Source organism: Kineococcus sp. TRM81007 (genome assembly GCF_022669155.1).
GTDB lineage: Bacteria > Actinomycetota > Actinomycetes > Actinomycetales > Kineococcaceae > Kineococcus.
Genome location: NZ_JALBVB010000040.1, coordinates 65,825 through 85,317, shown reverse-complemented (window position 1 = coordinate 85,317; position 19,493 = coordinate 65,825). Strand labels below are relative to the sequence as shown.

Sequence of the window (19,493 nt, the reverse complement as noted above, 5' to 3'; positions counted from 1 at the left end):
CACCCTCCCCCGGCGCCCGACCCTGACCGGGAGGACGCCTCAACGGGTCGGAGCGCTGAGGCTCGCCTCGTCACCGCCTGCGTCGTCTTCGCGGGCCGGGCTGTCGATCTCCGCATCCGCAGGGGGCATGCCGGTGGCCTCGTCGGGCAGCTTGGGCGCCGGCGGCACCCACGCGCGCAACGGTTGGACGACACTGCGGTAGAAGTCCTCCAGGGCCTCGGTGACCGAGGGGATGAACGCCCCCTTCACCCCCGAGCGCTTGGTGCCCATCGTCGTGGTGCGCGTCAACGTGAACGCACCGACCTCGGCGCTCCGGTCGGGCAGCAGCATCCCGGGGGAATCACGCACGTCGCGCAACTGCTCGCAGGTGCTCTCGGCCCGCCCGGTGAAGTGCGTCTCGATCAGCAGGTCGGCGGGGGCGTCCTTCAACTGGCGCAGCAGCCAGCTCACGCGCCGTTGCCCACCACCTTCCTGCGGGGCGGACAGCCGCACGGACGTGCGCACCCGTGCGGTGCGCAGGTCCGCCACGATGCCGACCGGACCTGCTGCCCCGGGCACCCGCAGGGTGGCCTCCAGCTGTCCGCTCTCCGCCAGCTGTGCGGTGGTGGCCTTCAGGCGCGCGGCCGGGTCGGTGGCGATCCTGCGCGGCAGCACGTGCACCACCGAGACCCCCAGTTCCGCGGTCAGGCGAAGGCGCAGCTGCCGCACCAGGCGGATCCACGACTCGGCCACCGCCGGTGCCTTGCGATCGCTGGCGCGCAGCGTGCCGGCCGCGACCGCCTCACGCACGCCCACCCACGCCGGCCCCATGTCCTCGAAACCCGCCGCTCCCGAGCGGGGGTGCTGCAGGTAACGGATCAGCTCGGCCAGCAGCCACGCTTGCAGCGCATCACCGACCCCGCGGTGGCTCAGCGTCATCTGCGCCTCGTGCACCACCTCGGCCCACGACAGGTGGAACAAGGCGACCTTGCCGCGCAGCTTGCGCCGGTCCACCTCCACCGGGTGTTCACCGGCACCGGGAGCGATCTCGTTGGAGATGGTGATCACCGCGTCGAAGCCCTGCTCGCGGGCGACGTCGAGGTAGTTCTCCACCTGCGCCCGGCGCAACTGCCCGTCACCGGTCTTGACCTCCACCAACCCGGTCCACTCCCGCCCGGCGCGTGCGATGCGGATCACCCCGTCGGGGATCACGGTGGCCTCGCCCAGCGTGAACGGGGTCTCCAGGTAGGTCTCTACCGCTCCGCCGGGAGCGTCGAAATGGCCGGTCAGCCCGCGCGCGAAGGCCCGCACCCCCATCATCGTGGCCAGCAGCGCGGAGGTGGCGCGCTTCTCCTGCTCCTCCCCGCTTCCCACCCCGGAGATGGAGAACACCCGCGCGCTCTGCCAGGACTCGTCCATGCGCAACCGCAACGCCGGCACCACCGGCACCACCGCACGGGCCGCCTTGGTCTTGCGCGTACGCACCCCCTTGACCGCGGCCGAACTCCTCGCGGTGACCGGAGGAGACGCTGCGACCGGCGCGACGGGGCCGGCATCGTCGGCGGGGTCGGCCGGGTCGGTGCTGCCGGCCGGGTCAGTGCTGGCACCTGCGGCGCTCGGCGCACCCGCCGCGCCCGGAGAGGCAACCGGCTCCTCCTGGCGGTCCTCGTCGGGCTCGACCACCTCGATGAGGTCATCGTCCTCATCGACCGCGACGTCCTGCACACGCATCTCCGCGGACGCACCGCCCTGCTGGAGTCGTGCCTGCTCGAGCGGCACCTGCCCGATGCCGTCGCCGGTGTCCTCGTCATCGCTGTCGGCCACGTCGACGCCGAAGTCCTGGGCCAGCCCTGCCAGGCCGCTGTCCCAGCCCTGCCCGACGGCGCGCACCTTCCAGTCCCCTCCTCGCCGGTACAGCTCAGCCAGCACGAGCACGGTCTCGCCGCCGGCCTCACCCGCCTGCACGTGCGCGAGCGCTTCCCCGCCGGCGCTGAGCACCAGCCGCAGGCCCGGCACCTGCCCGAAGGTGCCGTCGGAGACGCTGGCGACCAGCACGACGAAGCTGGCGTCGTCACCGACCTCGTCCAGGTCGATGCCGACGCACTCGGCGGCACCGCCCTCGGTGCTGGTGCGCCCCAGGTGCCGCACCGCCCCGTCCGGTGAGGCGGTCTGGTTGTAGAAGACGAAGTGCTCATCACTGAGCACCCGGCGGTCGGCGCTCAGCAGCAGCGCGGAGGCGTCGATGTCCGCGACGCCGTCCTCGCTCTCGTCCCAGCTGAGCACCGCGCGCAGACGGCGGGCTTGCGGCGGCAGCGCCCGGTTCGCGCCCCGAGACAGCATCATCTCCTCCACGTGCCCAGTCTCACCCGGCACCGTCGGTTCCCGCAGCGAACCAGCCCGAACCCCTCCGCCCTCTCCCGGCCTGCCGACCCGCTCCCGTTCGGGTGGTGGAGCACGCGTGGACCTGGCGTCAGTGCCAGTTGGGGTTCATCGTCAGCGATGCCACCGGGTCGGCCATCCAGGCGTCGAACTCGTCGACCGTGACGAAGAGCGGCTGGCCGGAGAAGCACCGGGCGACTTCACCCAGCCGCTTGAGGGCCTCGTCCGGGTGCACGCCGGGACCGGCGTCGGTGAGGGCGATGAGCGCGTCGTCCAGGAGCGGGCTCACGGTTGCGGTGACGTGGGCGTTGCGCCGCTCACCGAGCGCGCGCTCGGCCTGCCCGAGCAGCAGCGCCGTGGCGAGGGCGGTGGACGTCTCGTCCTCCAGGACCTCGATGCGGTCCTCGTCGAGGCGGTCGCCACCGGGACGCTCGGTGCGGGCGGCGGCGATGGCGGCGCGCAACCCCTGGGTGGTGAGCGTCGCCGCCGTCTGCGCCACGAGGCCACCGACGAGGTCCACCGCGGCGTGCCCGACGCCGTAGTGGAGGTGTGGTCACCGGGCAACACCCTGGCCGAGATGAACGACAAGCGTGGCCAGTACCGCCGCGCCCAGCTGCCCGTGCTGCTGGAGGCCTACCTGGCCGACGGTGGTGATGTGCACCTGGAGTGGCTGAGCAACGCGGGCAGCCACTGGGCCAGCACCGCCGTCGCCGCCGGGGAGAGCACCCTGTCCGTGCCGGCCACCGACCAGCACCCGGCCTTCAGCGTCGTTCCCAACGCCCTGCTGCGCCGCCCCGGCACCTGAAACCACCCGCTCGGCACCTGTTCCTGCCGGCACGCACCCGGCCTCGCAGCAGGGGCGCTCAGTGGCGTTCGGTCGCTGCTGACATCGGGCTCAGCGCCTCCGGCGGCCCTGTCGGGGGGGTTCCCCTACGGTGCCCACATGATCGCGACCCTGGCTTCCAGCTTCCTGCCGGTGAACGACACCGCCGCTGCCGCCGCCTGGTACGGCAGCCGTTTCGGCCTCGAGAGCACCGACGTGCAGGAGCACGCCGCGGTGCTGCGGGACCGCGACGGGCGGCAGCTGACCCTGATGGGTCCCGCCAGCGGGATCCCGGTGCGCCCGGGCCTGGCGTGGGCGCCGGTGAGCTTCCGGGTCGAGGACGTGGCGGTGTTCCGCGAGGAGTCCCTGCGCTCGGGGGCGCCCTGCTCCCCGGTCCAGGGCGACCCGGGGACGTGCCTGTTCGTCACCGTCGCGGACCCGGACGGCAACACCGTCCTCGTCGTCGACCGCTGACGGGTTCCCGGCCTCGGGTCTCAGCCCGCGGCCGGGCCGGGGACCCCGTAGAGCGACCGGGCGGTGCCGGCGAGCACGGCGTCGCGTTCGGCCCCGGAGAGGTCCCGCAGCAGCGCGGTGGTGCGCCGCACCACGTCGCCGTAGCCGCCGGCGAGGGTGCTGACCGGCCAGTCGGTGCCGAACACCAGCCGCCGGGGGCCGAACACCTCCAGCAGGTGCCGCACGACGGGTTCGAGCAGGTCGTCACCGCCCCCGGGGGGCAGGAGCGTGAACAACCCCGACACCTTGCAGAACACGTCGCCGCAGCGGGCGAGGTCGGTGACGCGCTCGCGCCACACCGCCAGTCCGTCGGGGTCCAGCGGGGGCTTGGCCGCGTGGTCCAGCACGAACACCGCCGACGGCAACGCGCGGACCAGGTCTGTTGCGGCGGGCAGCTGGTCCGGGCGCACCAGCAGGTCGTGCACGAGGCCGGCGTCCGCGACGGCGGTGGCACCGCGGCGCACGTCCGCCCGGAGCAGCCAGTCCGGGTCGGGTTCGTCCTCCACCTGGTGCCGCACGCCGCGCAACAGCCCTCCGCCGGGGGCGGCACGCAGTTCCGCCACCTCGTCGGCGACCGCCGCACCGCGCAGGTCCACCCAGCCGACGACGGCGGCGACGAGCCCGTCGGACGCCGTCGCCGCGGACAGGAACTCCCGCGTCTCGGCGGTCTCGGCGACGGTCTGCACGAGCACCGTGGCGCTCACCCCCGCCGCGGCCGCCTCCCGCGCCAGGTCCGCCGGCCCGAACGGCCGGTGCAGCGGTTCCAGGCCGGGGCGCTGCATCCACGGGTAGCGCCGGCGCGCCGGGTCCCACAGGTGGTGGTGGGCGTCGACGATCCCCGCCGGGTTCACCGGGGTTCGCCGGGCAGCGGTTCTCCGGGCAGCGGCTCTGCGGGCAGGGGCGCGTCGGCGCGCACCAGTCCCTCCGCGCGCAGCGCCGCCCAGAACGCGGCGGGAACCGGCACGTCCGGCAGGGCGACGTCCGCGCGCACCTCCTGCTCGCTGCGCATGCCGAGCAGCACGGCGGCCACGGCGGGGTGGGCGAGGACGGCCTGCACCGCCACCGCGGGCAGCGGCACGCCGTGCTCGGCGGCGAGCGACGCCAGCCGCTGCGCCCGCGCCAGCACGTCCGGCGGCGCGGGCGCGTAGGAGTACGTCGCGCCCGGGGCCGGGGCGTCGGCGGCCAGCAGCCCGGAACCGAACACGCCGCCGAGGACGACGGCCGCCCCGGCGCGCCGCGCCGCGGGCAGCAGGTCGTCCAGCGCGTCCTGCTCCACGAGGTTGTAGCGGCCGGCGAGCAGCACCACGTCGAGGTCGAACTCGGCCAGGAAGCGGGTGGGCATCGCCGCCTGGTTCATCCCCACCCCGACGGCGCGCACGACGCCCTGCTCGCGCAGCCGCAGCAGTTCCGGCAGGGCGCCGCGGCGCGCCTCGTCCTCGAACTCGTCCGGGTCGTGCACGAGGACCACGTCGACGCGGTCCAGCCCGAGTCGCTCCAGGCTCTCGTCCAGGCTGCGCCGCACCCCCTCGGCGGAGAAGTCCCACACCGGGTCCACGTCGCCCGGGACGGCGAAACCGTGCGGGTGGTGCACGGGTTCACCGCGGCGCGGGCGCAGCAGCCGGCCCACCTTGGTCTGCAGGACGAGCTCCTCGCGCGGCACGTCGCGCAGGAACGCGCCCAGGCGCCGCTCGGACAGACCCAGGCCGTAGTAGGGGGCGGTGTCGTAGTACCGCAGGCCGCCCTCCCACGCCGCCTCCAGCGCGGCTCGCGCCTGCGCCTCGTGGACCGGCGCGTACAGGTTCCCCAGCGGCGCGCACCCGAAGCCGACCACGGGGACGTCGAGACCGGTCCTGCCCAGGGCTGCGGTGCGCACCCTCACACCTTGGCGGGCAGGCGCAGCGAGTGCATCCCGCCGTCGACGGCCAGCGCGGTGCCGGTGGCGCCGCAGCGCGGGTCGGCGAGGGAGGCGATGGCGTGCGCGACCTCCTCGGGCGTGACCAGGCGCCCGGTGGGCTGGCGGGCGGCGAGGCGGGCGCGCTCGGCGTCCGGGTCGTCGGCGGCGTCCAGCAGCCGCTGCACCCACGGGGTGTCCACCGTGCCGGGGTCCACGCAGTTCACGCGGATCCCCTCGGCGAGGTGGTCGGCGGCCATCGCCAGCGTCAACGCCTGCACGGCGCCCTTGGACGCCGAGTACAGCGCGCGCTGAGGCAGCCCCGCCCACGCGGCGATGGAGGAGGTGTTGACGATCGAGGCGCGGCCGGAGCGGCGCAGGTGCGGCAGGGCGGCCCGCGTCGTGCGCACCACACCGAGGACGTTGACGTCCAGGACGCGGTGCCACTGCTCGTCGTCGCCGTCCTCCACGGTGCCGCGGGCACCGATCCCCGCGTTGTTGACCAGGACGTCGAGACCGCCGAGGGCCCCGGCGGCCTCGGCGACGGCGGCGCGCACGGACGCGTCGTCGCCGACGTCGGCGGCCAGGGCGACGGTGCCGGCGGGCGCGGCGGACGGGTCCAGGTCCAGCACGGCGACGGCCGCCCCGTCGGCGAGCAGGCGCCGGGCGGTGGCGGCACCGATCCCGGAGGAACCCCCGGTGACCAGGGCGCGGCACCCCGCGAACGGCCCGCTCACGCGAGCACCGCGCCCGCCGGGGCGTCCTCCAGCACCGGTGCACCCGGCGGTTCCGGCACGGCCTCGCCGCGCCACTCGGGGCCTCCGGGGAACGCGAACCGCTGCAGGGTCCCCGGCACCAGCTCGGCGGAGAAACCCGGTGCCAGCGGCGTCCGGTACCGCCCGCCGACCACCTGCACGGGGTGAACGAAGTGCTCGTGCAGGTGGTCGACGTACTCCACGACCCGGTCGCCGGTGGTCCCCGAGAGCGCCACGTAGTCGAACATCGACAGGTGCTGCACGAGCTCGCACAACCCCACGCCACCGGCGTGCGGGCACACCGGCACCCCGAACTTCGCGGCGAGCAGCAGGATCGCGACGTTCTCGTTGACGCCGGCGACCCGGGCGGCGTCGATCTGCAGGACGTCCAGGGAACCGGCCTGCAGCATCTGCTTGAAGACGATGCGGTTCTGGACGTGCTCGCCGGTGGCGATCTTCACCGGCGCCACGGCGCGGCGGATCGCGGCGTGCCCCAGCACGTCGTCGGGGCTGGTGGGTTCCTCGATCCACCACGGGTCGAACGGGGCCAGCGCGCCGATCCACTCGACCGCCTCGGCGACGTCCCAGCGCTGGTTGGCGTCCACGGCGATGCGCACGTCCGTGCCGACGGCCTCGCGGGCCAGCCGCAGCCGGCGCACGTCGTCGGCCAGGTCGGCACCCACCTTCAGCTTGATCTGGGTGAAACCCTCCGCCACGGCCTGCCGGGACAGCGACACGAGCTTGTCGTCGGAGTACCCCAGCCAGCCGGGGGTCGTGGTGTAGGCCGGGTACCCGGTGCGCAGCAGCTCCTCGCGGCGGGCGGCCCGGCCGGGCTCGGCGTCGGTGAGCAGCTGGAGCGCCTCGGCGGGCGTGAGCGCGTCGGTGAGGTAGCGGAAGTCCACCAGGGAGACGAGCTCCGCCGGGCTCATCCGCGCCAGCAGGTCCCACAGCGGCAGCCCGGCGCGCTTGGCCCTCAGGTCCCACAGGGCGTTGACGACCGCGGAGACCGCCATGTGCATGACGCCCTTCTCCGGCCCCAGCCAGCGCAGCTGCGAGTCGTCGGCGAAGGAGCGCCAGGTGGCGCCCATGTCGCCGAGGACCTCCTCCACGTCGCGGCCCAGCACGTGATCGGCCAGCGCCCGGATCGCGGCGACCTGCACGTCGTTGCCGCGCCCGATGGTGAAGGCGAAGCCGTGGCCCTCCAGACCGTCGGCGTCGTCGGTGCCCAGGACGAGGTACGCCGCCGAGTAGTCCGGGTCCGGGTTCATCGCGTCGGAACCGTCGAGGTGCCGGGAGGTGGGGAACCGCACGTCGTGCGTCTCGAAGCGGGTGAACGTGCTCATCGGGCGGCTCCCACGGGGTGGCGCATCCGGCCCAGGCCGTCGATCTCGAGCTCGACGACCTGACCGGCGCGCAGGTACGGCTTGGGGTCGGGGCGGCCCAGCGCGACGCCGGCCGGGGTCCCGGTGTTCACGACGTCCCCGGGCTCCAGCACCATGAACCTGCTGATGTACGCGACGAGCTCACCGACGCCGAACACCATGTCGGCGGTGGTGCCGTCCTGGCGCAGCTCCCCGTCCACCCACAGGCGCAGGCCGAGGGCCTGCGGGTCGGGCACCTCGTCGGCGGTGACGAACCAGGGCCCCAGCGGGTTGAACGTCTCGCAGTTCTTGCCCTTGTCCCACTGGCCACCGCGCTCGAGCTGGAACTCCCGCTCGGACACGTCGTGCGAGACGACGTACCCGGCGACGTGCGCCAGCCCCTCCTCCGCGGTCTCCAGGTAGCGCGCCCGGCGGCCGATGACGACGCCGAGCTCGACCTCGTAGTCGGTCTTCACGCTGCCGCGCGGCACCAGCACCTCGTCGCCGGGCCCCACCACGGTGGCCGGGGACTTCAGGAACAGGATCGGCTCGGCGGGCAGCGGGGACCCGGTCTCGGCGGCGTGGTCGCGGTAGTTCAGGCCCACGCACACGATGGTCACCGGGCGCGGCAGGGGGGACCCCACCCGCAGCCCGGCCGGGTCGACCCGGGGCAGGCCCCCGCGCTCCACCGCAGCGGCGGCCGACCGCAGGTCCTCGGCCGACCAGGGCCGGTGCGGGTCCAGCACACCGGTGAGGTCGGCACCGGAACCGTCGTCCAGCAGGGCCAGCGGGCGCTCGCGGCCCACCTCCCCCACGCGCATGAGCTTCACGTCGGCTGCTCCTCGTCCTTCGGGTCCATCGGGTTCATCGGGTTCACCGGGTTCATCGGGTTCATCGGGTTCTCGGGGTTCCGGGGGCCCACGGGCACCTCGGCGCGCTCGCCGGCGGCCAGCCGGAACACCCCCGGGGTCGTGTCGTCGCCGGGCGGCCCGGCGTGGACGGTGACGTGCGCGGCCCGCAGCGCCGTGAGCACCGCGCGCACGGGCCGGCCGGCGCGCCAGGTCAGCTCCACGCTCACACCGGCGCGGGTGCGCAGGCCGCGCACGGAGCCGTCGGGCCAGTCCGGCGGCAGGGCGGGCAGCAGCCGCACCACCTCGTCGCCGGACTGCACCAGGGCCTCGGCGACCGCGGCGGCCAGGCCGCTGTTGCCGTCCAGCTGGAACGGCGGGTGCGCGGAGAACAGGTTCGGGTACAGCCCACCGGCCTGGTCGCCGGCGGCGGCGTCCTCGGGCACCGGGCGCAGGCAGCGCCGCAGCGTCTCGCCCACCCGGTCACCGCGCCCCAGCCGAGCCCACAGGCACGCGCGCCAGGCCAGCGCCCAGCCGGTGGACTCCTCCCCGCGCAGCTCCAGGGTGCGCGCCGCGGCGGCGGCCGTCGCCGGGTCGGAGCGGACGTCGACCAGGTCCAGCGGGAACAGGCCGACGAGGTGGGAGGTGTGCCGGTGCTCCGGTTCGGCTTCGGGCAACTCCTCGCGCCACTCCAGCAGTTCCCCGCGCGCACCCGTGCGCGGTGCGGGCAGTTCCGCCAGCGCGGTGCGGGCCCGCTGCAGCAGCTCCTCGTCGCCGGTCCCGTCGCCCGTCCCGTCGCCGGCCCTCCCGGCGGTGGTGGTGAGGTCCAGCAGCGCGCGCAGCACCGCGGCGGTCAGCGCCAGGTCGCAGGTGCTGCTCACCGCGGCGGGGCGGGATTCGCCCTCGCTGTCCAGGAAGCGGTTCTCGGGCGAGGTCGAGGGGGCGGTGCCCAGCTCGCCGTCGGGCAGCCGCACCAGGCGGTCCAGGGCGAACCGGGCGGCACCGGCCACGGCGGGCAGCGCCGCGCGGGCAGCGGCGGGCGGGTCGGCGGCGAACCGGGCGTGCTCGTGCAGGTGGGTGGCCAGCCACGCCCCGCCGTACGGCCACGCCGACCACTCCGGCCGCGCCCAGCCGCCCCCGGCGGTGCCGGTGGTGGCCCACACGTCGCTGTTGTGGTGCGCCACCCACCCGCCGGCGCCGTACGCGCGCCGCGCGGTGTCCTCCCCGGCGGAGGCCAGGCGCCGCACGAAGGCCAGCAGCGGCTCGTGCAGCGGCGCCAGCCCCCACACCTCCACGGGCCAGTACGCCATCTGCAGGTTGATGTTCGTCGTGTAGTTGCTGCTCCACGGCGGCTGCAGCTCCGCGTTCCAGATGCCCTGCAGGGTCAGCGGGTGCGTTCCGGGGCGGGACCCGGCCAGCAGCAGGTACCGGGCGTGGGCCACGGCCAGCTCCACGAGGGCGCGCCGGGAACCGTCGTCGTCCACGGCCCGGCGCAGCAGCTCGCCGGTGCTCGTCCCCGCCGGCACCGCGCCGCCCAGGTCCAGGTGGACCTCGCCCCACCAGGGCGACAGGTCGGCGCGGTGCGCGCGCAGCAGCTCCTCCGAGCCGGTGGCGGCCGCGGCGGCGACGCGGGCGCGGGCGGTGCGCACGGCCTCCCGCTCACCGGCGCACGGGCCGCCGGGGGTGTCGCTGACCTCGGTGGCCAGCAGGACCTCGAGGGTGCGGGCCCCCAGCACCCGCAGCGCCGCGCCCGGGCCCGCCGGCAGCACGGTGCCGTCGGTGCGCACCCGCAGCACGACGGCCGCGCAGCGGGCCGCCGCGCCGTCCGCCGCCCAGGTGACGGGCTCGTCGCGCCCGTCCGGGCTCCAGGGCCGCACGTCGACCGGCAGCTCCAGCACGGCCTCCAGCTCCGCGCCGCCCTCACCCGCACCGGAGGCGGCGCCGCTGCGCACCCGCAGCGGGGAGGTGAGGGCGACGGTGACGTCCACGGTCGTGCCGGTGGCGAGCAGGCGGTGCAGCAGGACCCCGGCGGGGGCGCTGACGAGCGTCTCCTGGTGCACGGAGCCGCCGTGGGGGTGCTCGCGGCGCACCCACGCCGTCCCGGTGGGCATGTCCAGGCCGCGATCGAACCGCGACACGGGCAGCGGGTCGCACGTCACGCGCAGGTCACCCAGCGGCAGGTACGCCTGGGTGTGCGGGACCACGACGGGGGTCAGCAGTTCCTCGGCGAGGCGGTGGTCCCCGGCCAGCACGGCTCCACGGGCGCGCTCGACGGTGCCGACGTGGCCGGCGGGGACCTCGTGGACCGGCCCCCCGACGGGGCCGGACCAGGCGCGGTCGTCGTTCAGGGACAGCCGCTCGCCGTCGGCGGCGCCCCAGCACATCGCGCCCAGGCGCCCGTTCCCCACGGGCAGGGCCTCCACCCAGGTGCCGGCGGGCGCGGGGAAGCGCAGGACGGGTTCGACGGCCACGTCAGAACCGCACGCCGCCGGCCGTCAGGCCGGAGCGCCAGTACCGCTGCAGGGCGATGAACACGCCGATGACGGGCACCACGGACACCAGGGAGCCGGCCACCACGAGGACCTGCAGGCCGGGGATGGTGATGGACGCCTGGCTCCAGCCGGTCAGGCCGACCGTCAGCGGCATCAACTCGGCGTCGGTCAGGACCATCAGCGGCAGCAGGTAGTTGTTCCAGCTGCCCAGGAACGCGAACAGCAGGACCGTGACCAGCCCGGTCGTCATCAGCCGCAGGCCGACGGCCACGAAGATGCGCAGCTCCCCGGCGCCGTCTAGGCGGGCGGCCTCGAGCAGCTCCACGGGGATCGAGGAGCGGGCGAACACGGTGCACAGCAGGACCCCGAAGGGGTACACCATCGAGGGCAGCAGCACGCCCGCGTAGGTGTTGTTCAGGCCGAGCTCCACGACGAGCAGGTACGTCGGCTGCGCCAGGACGGTGCCGGGCACCAGCATGCTCGCCAGCACCGCGCCCAGCAGCACCTTGCGGCCGCGGAACTCGAACATGGCCAGCGCGTACCCGCACGCGGCGCACACCAGGACGGTCAGCACGGACCCGACGACGGAGTACACGACGGTGTTCAGGACCCAGCGCCAGAAGATGCCGTCGTCGTAGGTGGACAACTCCCGAAGGTTCTGCAGCAGCTGGGGGTCGGCGAAGGAGAAACCGGGGGTGGTGAACAGCGAGGTGCTGGACTTGGTGGCGGCCACGACCATCCACCACACCGGCATCAGGAAGTACACCGTCGCCACGGCGACGGCACCGGTGGCCAGGACCCGCACGGCGGTGGAGTGCCGCTCCCCCGCGCTGGTGGCCGTGCGGCGGCGGGCGCGACCGGTGGCGGCGGGGGCCGGCGCCGGTGCCCCGGGTGTCGCCCCCGGCCCGGTGCGGGTGCTGGTGCTCACGCCAGTGCTCCGTTCCTGCGGTTCGAGATGCGCAGCACGACCAGCGACAGCACGAGCGTGGACACGCCCAGCAGGACGGCCATGGCCGCGGCCAGGTGCGGGTCCTGCGCCTCCGTGGAGGTCGTGTAGATCGCCATGTTGGGCGTGTAGTCGCTGGTGATGTTCGAGGTGATGGTGCGCAGCACGTTGGGTTCGCTGAACAGCTGCAGCGTGCCGATGATCGACGACAGCGTGGTGAGCAGCAGGGCGGGCAGGATCATCGGCAGCTTGATGCTCAGCGCGACCCGCACCTCGCTCGCCCCGTCCACCCGGGCCGCCTCGCCCACCTCCGCGGGCACCGACTGCAGCGCGGCGTACAGGATGACGACGTTGATGCCGGTGTTCGACCACAGCGCGATGTTCGCCAGCGACCACAGCACCGTCCCGGGGGCGAGCAGGTCCACGTCCACGCCCAGCGAGGTCAACCCGCCCACGATCGGGCTGACGCCCGGCTGGTACAGGAACCCCCACAGCAGGGCCGCGATGACGCCGGGGACGGCGTACGGCACGAACACCGCGGCCTGGAAGAACCGCCCGAAGCGCACCGCCGCGGAGTCGAAGAGCAGGGCCAGCACGAGGGCCAGGACCAGCATCACCGGGACCTGCACGGCCCCGTACAGCAGGACGCGGGCGAACCCGGAGGTGAACCCCGTGTCGGTCAGCGCCGTCACGTAGTTGCCCAGACCGGCGAACTCGCGCTGGCGGGTGCCGCCGAAGCCCAACCCGCCGGCGGCGCGCTGCCGGAACATGCTCTGCCACAGCGCCAGCACGATGGGGGCGACGAGGAACACCAGGAACAGCACCACGAACGGCGCGGCGAACGCGTACGGGGCCACGTGCCGGCCGCCGGTGCGGCGCGCCGCGGGCCGGCGGCCCGCGGCGCGGCGGGCCGGCAGGGGCACGACGCTCACGAGGGGTCGACCACGTCGAGGCCCATGTCGGTGAGCCGGTCGGTGGCGGCGGCGTCGGCCTCGGCGAGCACCTGGGCGAAGGTGCTGGACCCGGTGGCGACCGCGCCGAACCCGTCGGTGATGTCGGCGTCGACCTGACCGTTGGCGGGGCCGTCGGTCCAGGTCGGCGGGACGACCTCGGCGGCCTGGCGGAACACGTCGTAGATGCGCTGCCCGCCGAAGTACGGCATCTCCTCGGCCAGCGCCTCGGACTCGAAACCGACCAGGGCGGTGGGGAAGATGCCGCCGACGGAGATGAGGTGCTCGACCTGCTCGGGGTCGCTGTTGATCCAGGTGAGGAACTCCGCGGCACCCTCCAGGTCGTCGGCGCCGGCGAGCACCACGTCGGCCGCGCCGCCGGAGTCCCCGGCGACCGAGGTGCCGTCGTAGGTGGGCTGCGGCGCGACGCGCCACAGGCCCGCCTGGTCGGCGACGTTCTCCTGCAGCTGCACCGGGAACCAGGCGGCGTACGTGATGGTGGCGATCTCCCCGGCGTTGACCGACGCCCAGTACTCCGGTGTCCACATCTGGGTGGTCTTCACCAGGCCGGCGTCCAGCAGCCGCTGCCAGCGCTCGGCGACCCGGCGGCTCTCGGGGCTGTCGACCTGGACGCTCCAGGCGTCGCCCTCGATGCCGAAGTAGGTGCCGCCGGCCTGGGAGACGTCCTGCGTCCACTGGCCGATCTCGCTGGGCGAGAACCCGGCGATGTAGACGTTCGGGTCCGCGGCGTGCAGCGCGGCGGCGGCCTGCTCGTACTCGTCCCACGTGGTGGGCACGGCGATGCCGTGCTTCTCGAAGACGTCCGCGCGGTACATCATCGCGGTGGGCCCGCTGCCCTGGGGGACGCCGTACACCTCCCCGGCCAGCGTCACCGACTGCCACGAGGACGGGGTGTAGAGGTCCTCGGTGTCGGCGACGAACTCGGTGATGGGCTGCACCCGGTCGTTGATGACGTAGTCGGGCAGGTCGTGAGTGGACAGCTGCACGATGTCGGGGCCGGCGCCGGCGTCCACGGCGGCCTCCACCTTCTTGCCGTCGTCGCCGGTCATGCGGTGGAACTCCACCGGAGTGTCGGGGTTCTCGGTGTTCCACTGCGCGACCTGCTCCTCCAGGCCGGGGACCCACCCCCAGAACTGGATGGGGTCGTCGCCACCGCCCGCCGCGGCGTCACCGCCACCGCCGCCGCAGGCGGCCAGCAGGCCGACGGTGCACAGCAGGGCGGCGGCCCGGCCCGCGCGGGGCGCGGCGGGGCTCGTCCGGGTGGTCCACATCATCGTGTCTCCTCTGCGCGCACCACCGCGTCGGGGTGCGGCCTCGACGTCTCGCGACGGAGGTCCGCCGCCGGTGACCGGTAGGAGGAGGATGCCCCCGGACGCGCACATGCGTCAAGATGTCATCTGATGAATCCGTCACCACCGGGACGCTGTCGCCCCGGTGGTCACCCGCCGGAGGAGACCCGCCGTGCCCCTGTCCGAGATGACCCAGGCCGACCTCGAAGCTTATGAACCGAGCTTCACCCCGCCTCCCGGGCTGCGCGGGTTCTGGGACCGCACCCTCGCGGCGGCCCGTGCGCTCCCCCTGGACCTGGAGCTCACCGAGACCCCCACTCATCTGATGACCTTGGCGCACTGGGACGTGTCGTTCGCCGGCTACGGCGGCGACCGGGTCCGCGCCTGGCTGGTGCGCCCGACCGGCGCGGACGGCCCCCTGCCGGTCGTCGTGGAGTTCGTCGGCTACGGCGGCGGGCGCGGCCTGCCGGAGGAACGGCTCACCTGGGCCAGCGCGGGGTACGCCCACCTGGTGGTGGACACCCGCGGGCAGGGCTCGGTGTGGGGCGGCGGCGGGCACACCCCCGACCCGCACGGTTCCGGGCCCGCCACCCCCGGGTTCACCACCCGCGGCATCCTCGACCCGGAGGAGTACTACTACCGCCGCGTCTACACCGACGCCGCGCGCGCCGTGGAGGCCGCCCGGGCCCTGCCCGGCGTGCAGGCGGACGCCGTGGTCGTCGCCGGCGCCAGCCAGGGCGGCGCGCTCGCCCTCGCGGCCGGTTCCCTGGTGCCCGACGTGCGCGCGGTGCTGACCGACGTGCCGTTCATGAGCCATCTGCGCCGCGCCGTCGAGGTGTGCGGGCTCGACCCCTACCTGGAGATCACCCGGTACCTGTCGGTGCACCGCGACCAGGCCGATCGGGCGCTGGCCACCCTGGACCACTTCGACGTCGCCCACCTGGCGCCGTGGGCGAGCGCCCCCGCGCTGTTCTCCGTGGCGCTGATGGACCGGGTGTGCCCGCCGTCCACGGTGTACGCCGCGCACCGCGCCTACGGCGGCCCCGCCGAGCTGGACGTGTACCGGTTCAACGACCACGAGGGTGGCCAGGTGCACCACTGGCGCCGGCAGCTGGCGTGGCTGGGCGACCTGCTGGGGCGCTGACCGGCCGCCGTCGCGCAGCGCGACCGCCCGGCTGCACGGGGTGCACCCGCGCGGGGGGGATGGACCTGGGACCCTCCCGGCGCGCGGGCGCACCCCGTACCGTTCCCGCCATGAGTGGAGACCACGCTCTGGCCACCGTCCCGCCCCCCGCCGGGGGCCTCGCGACGCACCCCGGGGGCGACCTCGTCGCCGCGGCCGAACGGCTCGCACGGGAGCTGCTGGAGGACCTGCACCCGCGCTGGGAGCACACCCGCGCCGTGGCCGCCCGCGCCGCCGCCGGTGCGGGCGCCGTCGCCCCGCAGGACCGCCCCGTCCTCGTGGCGGCCGCGTGGCTGCACGACGTCGGTTACGCCCCGGACCTGCGCGCCGTCGGCTTCCACCCCCTCGACGGCGCCGACCACCTGCGGGGAGCCGGGTGGCCGCGGCTGCTCGCCTCGCTCGTCGCCCACCACTCCGGCGCCCGCTTCGCCGCCCAGGTGCGCGGGCTCACCGGAGCCCTGTCCGCGCACGACGACCCGCGCGCCCTCGCGGGGGCGATCGCCGACGCGCTGACGTGGGCGGACCAGACCGTCTCCGCGGACGGGGAGGTCGTCGACGTCGAGGAGCGCCTGGCGGACGTGCTGCGCCGGCACGGCCCGGACAGCCCGAACGCCCGGTGCCACCACCTGCGCGGGCCGTACGTGCGCGGGGCGGTGCGCCGCACGCAGGACCGGCTGCGACGCGCGGGCGCGGTCCCCGCGCCGGCGAGCGCACCGGACGGGGAACGCCCGCCGCGCTGACCCGGGCGGCGCCGGGCACGCCCCGTTCAGCGCACCCGGGCGCGCACCGCCGCCGCGGCGCACACCAGCACCACGGCGGCCGCCACCACCACGGCGGCGTCCACGTGCTCGCCGAACAGCAGCGCGCACCAGGCGATCGTCAGCACCGACTGCACGAGCTGCACCTGGCTGACGCGCGTCATCGGCCCGATCGCCAGCCCCCGGTACCAGGCGAAGAACCCCAGGAACATGCTGAACACCGCGAGGTAGCCGAACGACAGCCAGCCCGCCCACCCCGCGCTCGGGCGCTGACCGGAGGCGGAGGCGACGGTGATCGCGGCCATCAGGGGCAGGGCCAGCACGAGCGCCCAGCAGATCGTCTGCCAGGCACCGAGTTCCCGGGACAGCAGGCCGCCCTCCGCGTAACCGAGCGCCGCGAGGACGACGGCCGCCAGCAGGAGCGCGTCCCCCGCACCCACGTCCCCCAGACCGCCGCCGCTGAGCGCGACGAACGCCACGACCGCCGCCAGCCCGGCGGCGCTCGCGGCCCAGAAACCGGTGCCGGGGCGTTCGCGGGTGCGCAGGACGACCGCGACGGCGGTGGCCGCGGGCAGGACGCCGACGACGACGGCGCCGTGCGCGGCGGGCACCTCGCGCAGCGCGGCGCTCGTCAGCAGGGGGAAACCGGCGACGACTCCGACGACGACGAGCAGCAGTCGCGGCACCAGCCGCAGCGGCGGGCGGGGCGCGCGGGTGGCGGCGAGCACCGCAGCGGCGAGCACGCCGGCGACGACGGCGCGGCCCGCTCCGACGAAGAGCGGGTCGAGGGTCCGCACGGCGATGCGGGTGAACGGCAGCGTGAAGGAGAACACCACGACGCCGAGGAGGCCCAGCAGCGGTCCGGCCGCGGCGGGGAGGGCCTTCGCGCTCGGGCCGCCGGACGGTCGGGTGGGTAGCACAGCGGGTTCCGCGGCGGTAGTGCTACTGGGTTCTGTCATGCATCAGCATAGCGGTTCGCGGATAGGTGCCGGCGAAGCCGGTGCCGAGGACCCCGGGCCGTGTGCGGTGCGACCTCCACGTCGTCGGCTGGGGCGGGTCAGGTCGTCACCGGTCGATGCAGCAGTCCCGCCCCTCCGCACACCACTCTGGTGGACTCCACTGAACGCGGCTGAGCGCAGCAGGCCCGATCTGCCAGCCTGGCCTCGTGGTCGACGATGGAGAAGCAGGCCGGGCAGCGCGCGAGGACACCGCCACACCGGTAGTCGTGAGCACTCCGACCCGATGCGCGTGAGCAGCGGGCACGACCTCGGACCTGTCCCCACCCGCATCACCGTCAGCGCCGACCTGGTGCAGCAGCTCATCGCCGAGCAGTTCCCCCAGTGGTCCGACCTCCCGGTCCGCGCGGTGGCCGACGGCGGCTGGGACAACTGGACGTTCCACCTCGGCTCGCGCATGTCGGTGCGCCTGCCCGCCGCCGCTGAGTACGCCCCGGCGGTGGACAAGGAGCACCGCTGGCTTCCCCGGCTCGCCGCGCAGCTGCCGCTTCCCATCCCCACCCCACTGGGCAAGGGCCGGCCCAGCGCGGACTACCCCTTCGCCTGGTCGGTCTACCGCTGGCTCGACGGGGAACCGGTGACCGCGGAGAACCTCACCGGCGGCATCGCCGACCCGGTCCGCTTCGCCCTCGACCTCGCCGACTTCCTCACCGCCCTGCAACGAGTCGACCCCACCGACGGACCACCGCCGGGAACGCACAACTGGTTCCGCGGCGGCACCCTGCGCACCTACGACGCGACGACCCGGACCGCGCTGGAGGCGTTGCACGGCCGCATCGACGCCGAGCTGGCCCGCGAGGTCTGGGCGACGGCTCTGGACGCACGCTGGGACCGAGTCCCGGTCTGGTTCCACGGTGACGTCGCCGCCGGCAACCTGCTGCTCGACGACGGACGACTGGCGGCCGTCATCGACTTCGGCACCTGCGGTGTCGGAGACCCCGCGTGCGACCTGGCGGGAGCGTGGACGCTGCTGGACGCCACGGGCCGGCGAGCCTTCCGGGACCGGCTGGCCGTCGACGAGGCCACCTGGGCGCGAGGGCGGGGCTGGGCGCTGTGGAAGACCCTGGCCACCTGCGCCCGGACCGTCGACCGGGACGACGAGGAGTCGACTGCAGCCCGGCGCGTCCTCGACGCGATCCTCGAGGAGCACGGGACCGACGTCAGCAGTCCCCGGTAGGCGCGACACCGCGGCCCACCACGCGCTCGCGGCTGGAGACCGCCGCCCCCTCCGGGCGCGATCGTGAACGGGCGCTGGCGCACGCTCGTGTCGATGTCAGGCTGCGGAGGACGGAGCATCGACCGCCTCACACTGGCCCGGTGAGCCCCCAGCAGTTGCGGCCAGCCCGCCCCAGCACCGTCCCCGACGCCATCTGGTCGAGCGACGCCGTGCCCCCGGACCTCTTCACCCCTGGTGGTGGCACGGTCGAGGAGTTCGCGGCCACCGCCCGGCTGCTGCACCCGGCCAGCGACACCGACGGCCAGCCCGTCACCTGGGCGCAGGTGGCCGCGCGCACCGGCCACGGGCTGCACCCGCACAGCACCTGGGATGAGGTCTCCGGCGCCGTGCACACCCGCCGCAGCACCCGCAGCGGCTGGCCCGGCGGCGCACCCGAGCTCGGCGAACTGGGCGAGCCCGGCTGGGACGCGCTGCTGAGCCACCTGACGCTCTGGTCCGGCTCCGGCTCCGGCGCCGCGTGCCTGCTCGCCGTCGCCGAGGACCTGCCCTGGGTGCGCGGCGGAGCGCACGTCGGCTTCTACGGCGACCCGCACCACACCGGGCCTCCGCAGGAGCCGGCCTTCACCGCAGAGGTGCTCACCGCCGCACCCCGCGTGCAGCTGCTGCGCACGTGCCTGCTGCTGGCCGGCCCGCTGGCCGCGGTGCGCACGCTGGGACGCACCTGGCGCTACCAGGACCGTCACTGGTTCGAACGTCACGGCCCCACCGCGCTGTGGCCGGTCGAGCGCTCCTGGCTGGTGCTGACCGACCTCGACGCCGACTGCACCGTCGTGGCCGGGCCCCGCGCCCTGATCGACGCCGTCAGAGCCGACGACCGGCTCGAGGCACGACCACAGGCAGCGTCATAGCCACTCGGAGCACGACCGCACGCTCACGGCGCACCGGACGCGCGCGATCACGGATGGCCGGCGGCCACCTGGTCTCGCCGATGCCCCAGCGCGAGCCGGGCACGGCGCGCACCAACGGACCACCGAGCAGCGAACACCTGGCGTGCGTCCCGACTGCCGGGCTTCGTCGGCCGTGGAAACCCCTCTCCCACAGCTCGCGTCGCC

Annotated in this window: 18 protein-coding genes; 6 read left to right on the top strand and 12 right to left on the bottom strand. The window is 75.0% G+C overall.

The window, feature by feature from the left end; translation table 11 throughout:
- Positions 1 to 39: 39 nt before the first annotated feature.
- Together MN205_RS05825 and MN205_RS05820 are read right to left on the bottom strand one after the other, a co-directional pair.
- On the bottom strand, positions 40 to 2,319 hold the full coding sequence (locus MN205_RS05825; protein WP_242125193.1) for a TerD family protein: 2,280 nt from the start codon (positions 2,317 to 2,319) through the stop codon (positions 40 to 42).
- A gap of 130 nt (positions 2,320 to 2,449) precedes the next feature.
- Positions 2,450 to 2,878, bottom strand: coding sequence for a hypothetical protein (locus tag MN205_RS05820; RefSeq protein ID WP_242125191.1), 429 nt, complete (start codon positions 2,876 to 2,878; stop codon positions 2,450 to 2,452).
- 6 nt (positions 2,879 to 2,884) lie between these two features.
- Here MN205_RS05820 and MN205_RS05815 point away from each other — a divergent pair, with 6 nt between their 5' ends.
- Complete coding sequence (locus MN205_RS05815; RefSeq protein ID WP_242125190.1) at positions 2,885 to 3,163, top strand: Uma2 family endonuclease; 279 nt, start codon at positions 2,885 to 2,887, stop codon at positions 3,161 to 3,163.
- Between the two features lie 138 nt (positions 3,164 to 3,301).
- Positions 3,302 to 3,655 (top strand): VOC family protein, encoded by a 354-nt coding sequence (locus MN205_RS05810; RefSeq protein WP_242125188.1) that lies wholly within the window; start codon positions 3,302 to 3,304, stop codon positions 3,653 to 3,655.
- A gap of 20 nt (positions 3,656 to 3,675) precedes the next feature.
- Here MN205_RS05810 and MN205_RS05805 read toward each other — a convergent pair whose 3' ends face one another.
- From MN205_RS05805 to MN205_RS05765, 9 genes are read right to left on the bottom strand one after another with little or no spacing between them, the layout of a single operon-like run.
- Entirely contained in the window at positions 3,676 to 4,545 is an 870-nt protein-coding gene (locus MN205_RS05805; RefSeq protein ID WP_242125187.1) for an amidohydrolase, read from the bottom strand.
- Positions 4,542 to 5,567 carry an aldo/keto reductase gene (locus MN205_RS05800; protein WP_242125186.1) on the bottom strand — a complete coding sequence of 342 codons (1,026 nt, stop codon included), beginning with the start codon at positions 5,565 to 5,567 and terminating at the stop codon, positions 4,542 to 4,544. The genes MN205_RS05805 and MN205_RS05800 overlap by 4 nt, the downstream gene beginning before the upstream one ends.
- Before the next feature lie 2 nt (positions 5,568 to 5,569).
- Positions 5,570 to 6,322, bottom strand: a complete 753-nt coding sequence (locus MN205_RS05795; protein WP_242125185.1) for an SDR family NAD(P)-dependent oxidoreductase — start codon at positions 6,320 to 6,322, stop codon at positions 5,570 to 5,572.
- The gene (locus tag MN205_RS05790) at positions 6,319 to 7,683 is read right to left on the bottom strand and encodes an L-fuconate dehydratase (protein ID WP_242125184.1); all 1,365 of its coding nucleotides are present in this window, start codon (positions 7,681 to 7,683) and stop codon (positions 6,319 to 6,321) included. Before MN205_RS05790 ends, MN205_RS05795 begins: the two co-directional genes overlap by 4 nt.
- Positions 7,680 to 8,531 (bottom strand): fumarylacetoacetate hydrolase family protein, encoded by an 852-nt coding sequence (locus MN205_RS05785; RefSeq protein ID WP_374115853.1) that lies wholly within the window; start codon positions 8,529 to 8,531, stop codon positions 7,680 to 7,682. The genes MN205_RS05790 and MN205_RS05785 overlap by 4 nt, the downstream gene beginning before the upstream one ends.
- Positions 8,528 to 11,020: a glycoside hydrolase N-terminal domain-containing protein gene (locus MN205_RS05780; RefSeq protein WP_242125183.1), complete on the bottom strand. Its 2,493-nt coding sequence runs from the start codon at positions 11,018 to 11,020 to the stop codon at positions 8,528 to 8,530. The genes MN205_RS05785 and MN205_RS05780 overlap by 4 nt, the downstream gene beginning before the upstream one ends.
- 1 nt (position 11,021) lies before the next feature.
- Complete coding sequence (locus MN205_RS05775; RefSeq protein WP_242125181.1) at positions 11,022 to 11,969, bottom strand: carbohydrate ABC transporter permease; 948 nt, start codon at positions 11,967 to 11,969, stop codon at positions 11,022 to 11,024.
- Positions 11,966 to 12,919 (bottom strand): carbohydrate ABC transporter permease, encoded by a 954-nt coding sequence (locus MN205_RS05770; RefSeq protein ID WP_242125179.1) that lies wholly within the window; start codon positions 12,917 to 12,919, stop codon positions 11,966 to 11,968. The genes MN205_RS05775 and MN205_RS05770 overlap by 4 nt, the downstream gene beginning before the upstream one ends.
- Positions 12,916 to 14,229, bottom strand: coding sequence for an extracellular solute-binding protein (locus tag MN205_RS05765; RefSeq protein ID WP_242125177.1), 1,314 nt, complete (start codon positions 14,227 to 14,229; stop codon positions 12,916 to 12,918). Before MN205_RS05765 ends, MN205_RS05770 begins: the two co-directional genes overlap by 4 nt.
- 190 nt (positions 14,230 to 14,419) lie before the next feature.
- Between MN205_RS05765 and MN205_RS05760 the strand changes: the two genes are divergently transcribed.
- Positions 14,420 to 15,391 carry an acetylxylan esterase gene (locus MN205_RS05760; RefSeq protein ID WP_242125175.1) on the top strand — a complete coding sequence of 324 codons (972 nt, stop codon included), beginning with the start codon at positions 14,420 to 14,422 and terminating at the stop codon, positions 15,389 to 15,391.
- Between the two features lie 110 nt (positions 15,392 to 15,501).
- Positions 15,502 to 16,170, top strand: a complete 669-nt coding sequence (locus tag MN205_RS05755; RefSeq protein ID WP_242125173.1) for an HD domain-containing protein — start codon at positions 15,502 to 15,504, stop codon at positions 16,168 to 16,170.
- Positions 16,171 to 16,196: 26 nt separating this feature from the next.
- Here MN205_RS05755 and MN205_RS05750 read toward each other — a convergent pair whose 3' ends face one another.
- Positions 16,197 to 17,147, bottom strand: a complete 951-nt coding sequence (locus tag MN205_RS05750) for a DMT family transporter (protein WP_255818109.1) — start codon at positions 17,145 to 17,147, stop codon at positions 16,197 to 16,199.
- Between the two features lie 283 nt (positions 17,148 to 17,430).
- Between MN205_RS05750 and MN205_RS05745 the strand changes: the two genes are divergently transcribed.
- Complete coding sequence (locus MN205_RS05745; RefSeq protein ID WP_374115852.1) at positions 17,431 to 18,381, top strand: aminoglycoside phosphotransferase family protein; 951 nt, start codon at positions 17,431 to 17,433, stop codon at positions 18,379 to 18,381.
- Positions 18,382 to 18,521: 140 nt separating this feature from the next.
- Positions 18,522 to 19,289 (top strand): hypothetical protein, encoded by a 768-nt coding sequence (locus MN205_RS05740; protein ID WP_242125168.1) that lies wholly within the window; start codon positions 18,522 to 18,524, stop codon positions 19,287 to 19,289.
- Positions 19,290 to 19,493: the final 204 nt, after the last annotated feature.

Coding starts and splice junctions, on each gene's coding strand:
- MN205_RS05825 (WP_242125193.1), bottom strand. CDS start 2,319: ATGCTGTCTCGGGGCGCGAACCGGGCGCTGCCGCCGCAAGCCCGCCGT.
- MN205_RS05810 (WP_242125188.1), top strand. CDS start 3,302: ATGATCGCGACCCTGGCTTCCAGCTTCCTGCCGGTGAACGACACCGCC.
- MN205_RS05790 (WP_242125184.1), bottom strand. CDS start 7,683: ATGAGCACGTTCACCCGCTTCGAGACGCACGACGTGCGGTTCCCCACC.
- MN205_RS05765 (WP_242125177.1), bottom strand. CDS start 14,229: ATGTGGACCACCCGGACGAGCCCCGCCGCGCCCCGCGCGGGCCGGGCC.
- MN205_RS05755 (WP_242125173.1), top strand. CDS start 15,502: ATGAGTGGAGACCACGCTCTGGCCACCGTCCCGCCCCCCGCCGGGGGC.
- MN205_RS05750 (WP_255818109.1), bottom strand. CDS start 17,147: ATGACAGAACCCAGTAGCACTACCGCCGCGGAACCCGCTGTGCTACCC.
- MN205_RS05745 (WP_374115852.1), top strand. CDS start 17,431: ATGCGCGTGAGCAGCGGGCACGACCTCGGACCTGTCCCCACCCGCATC.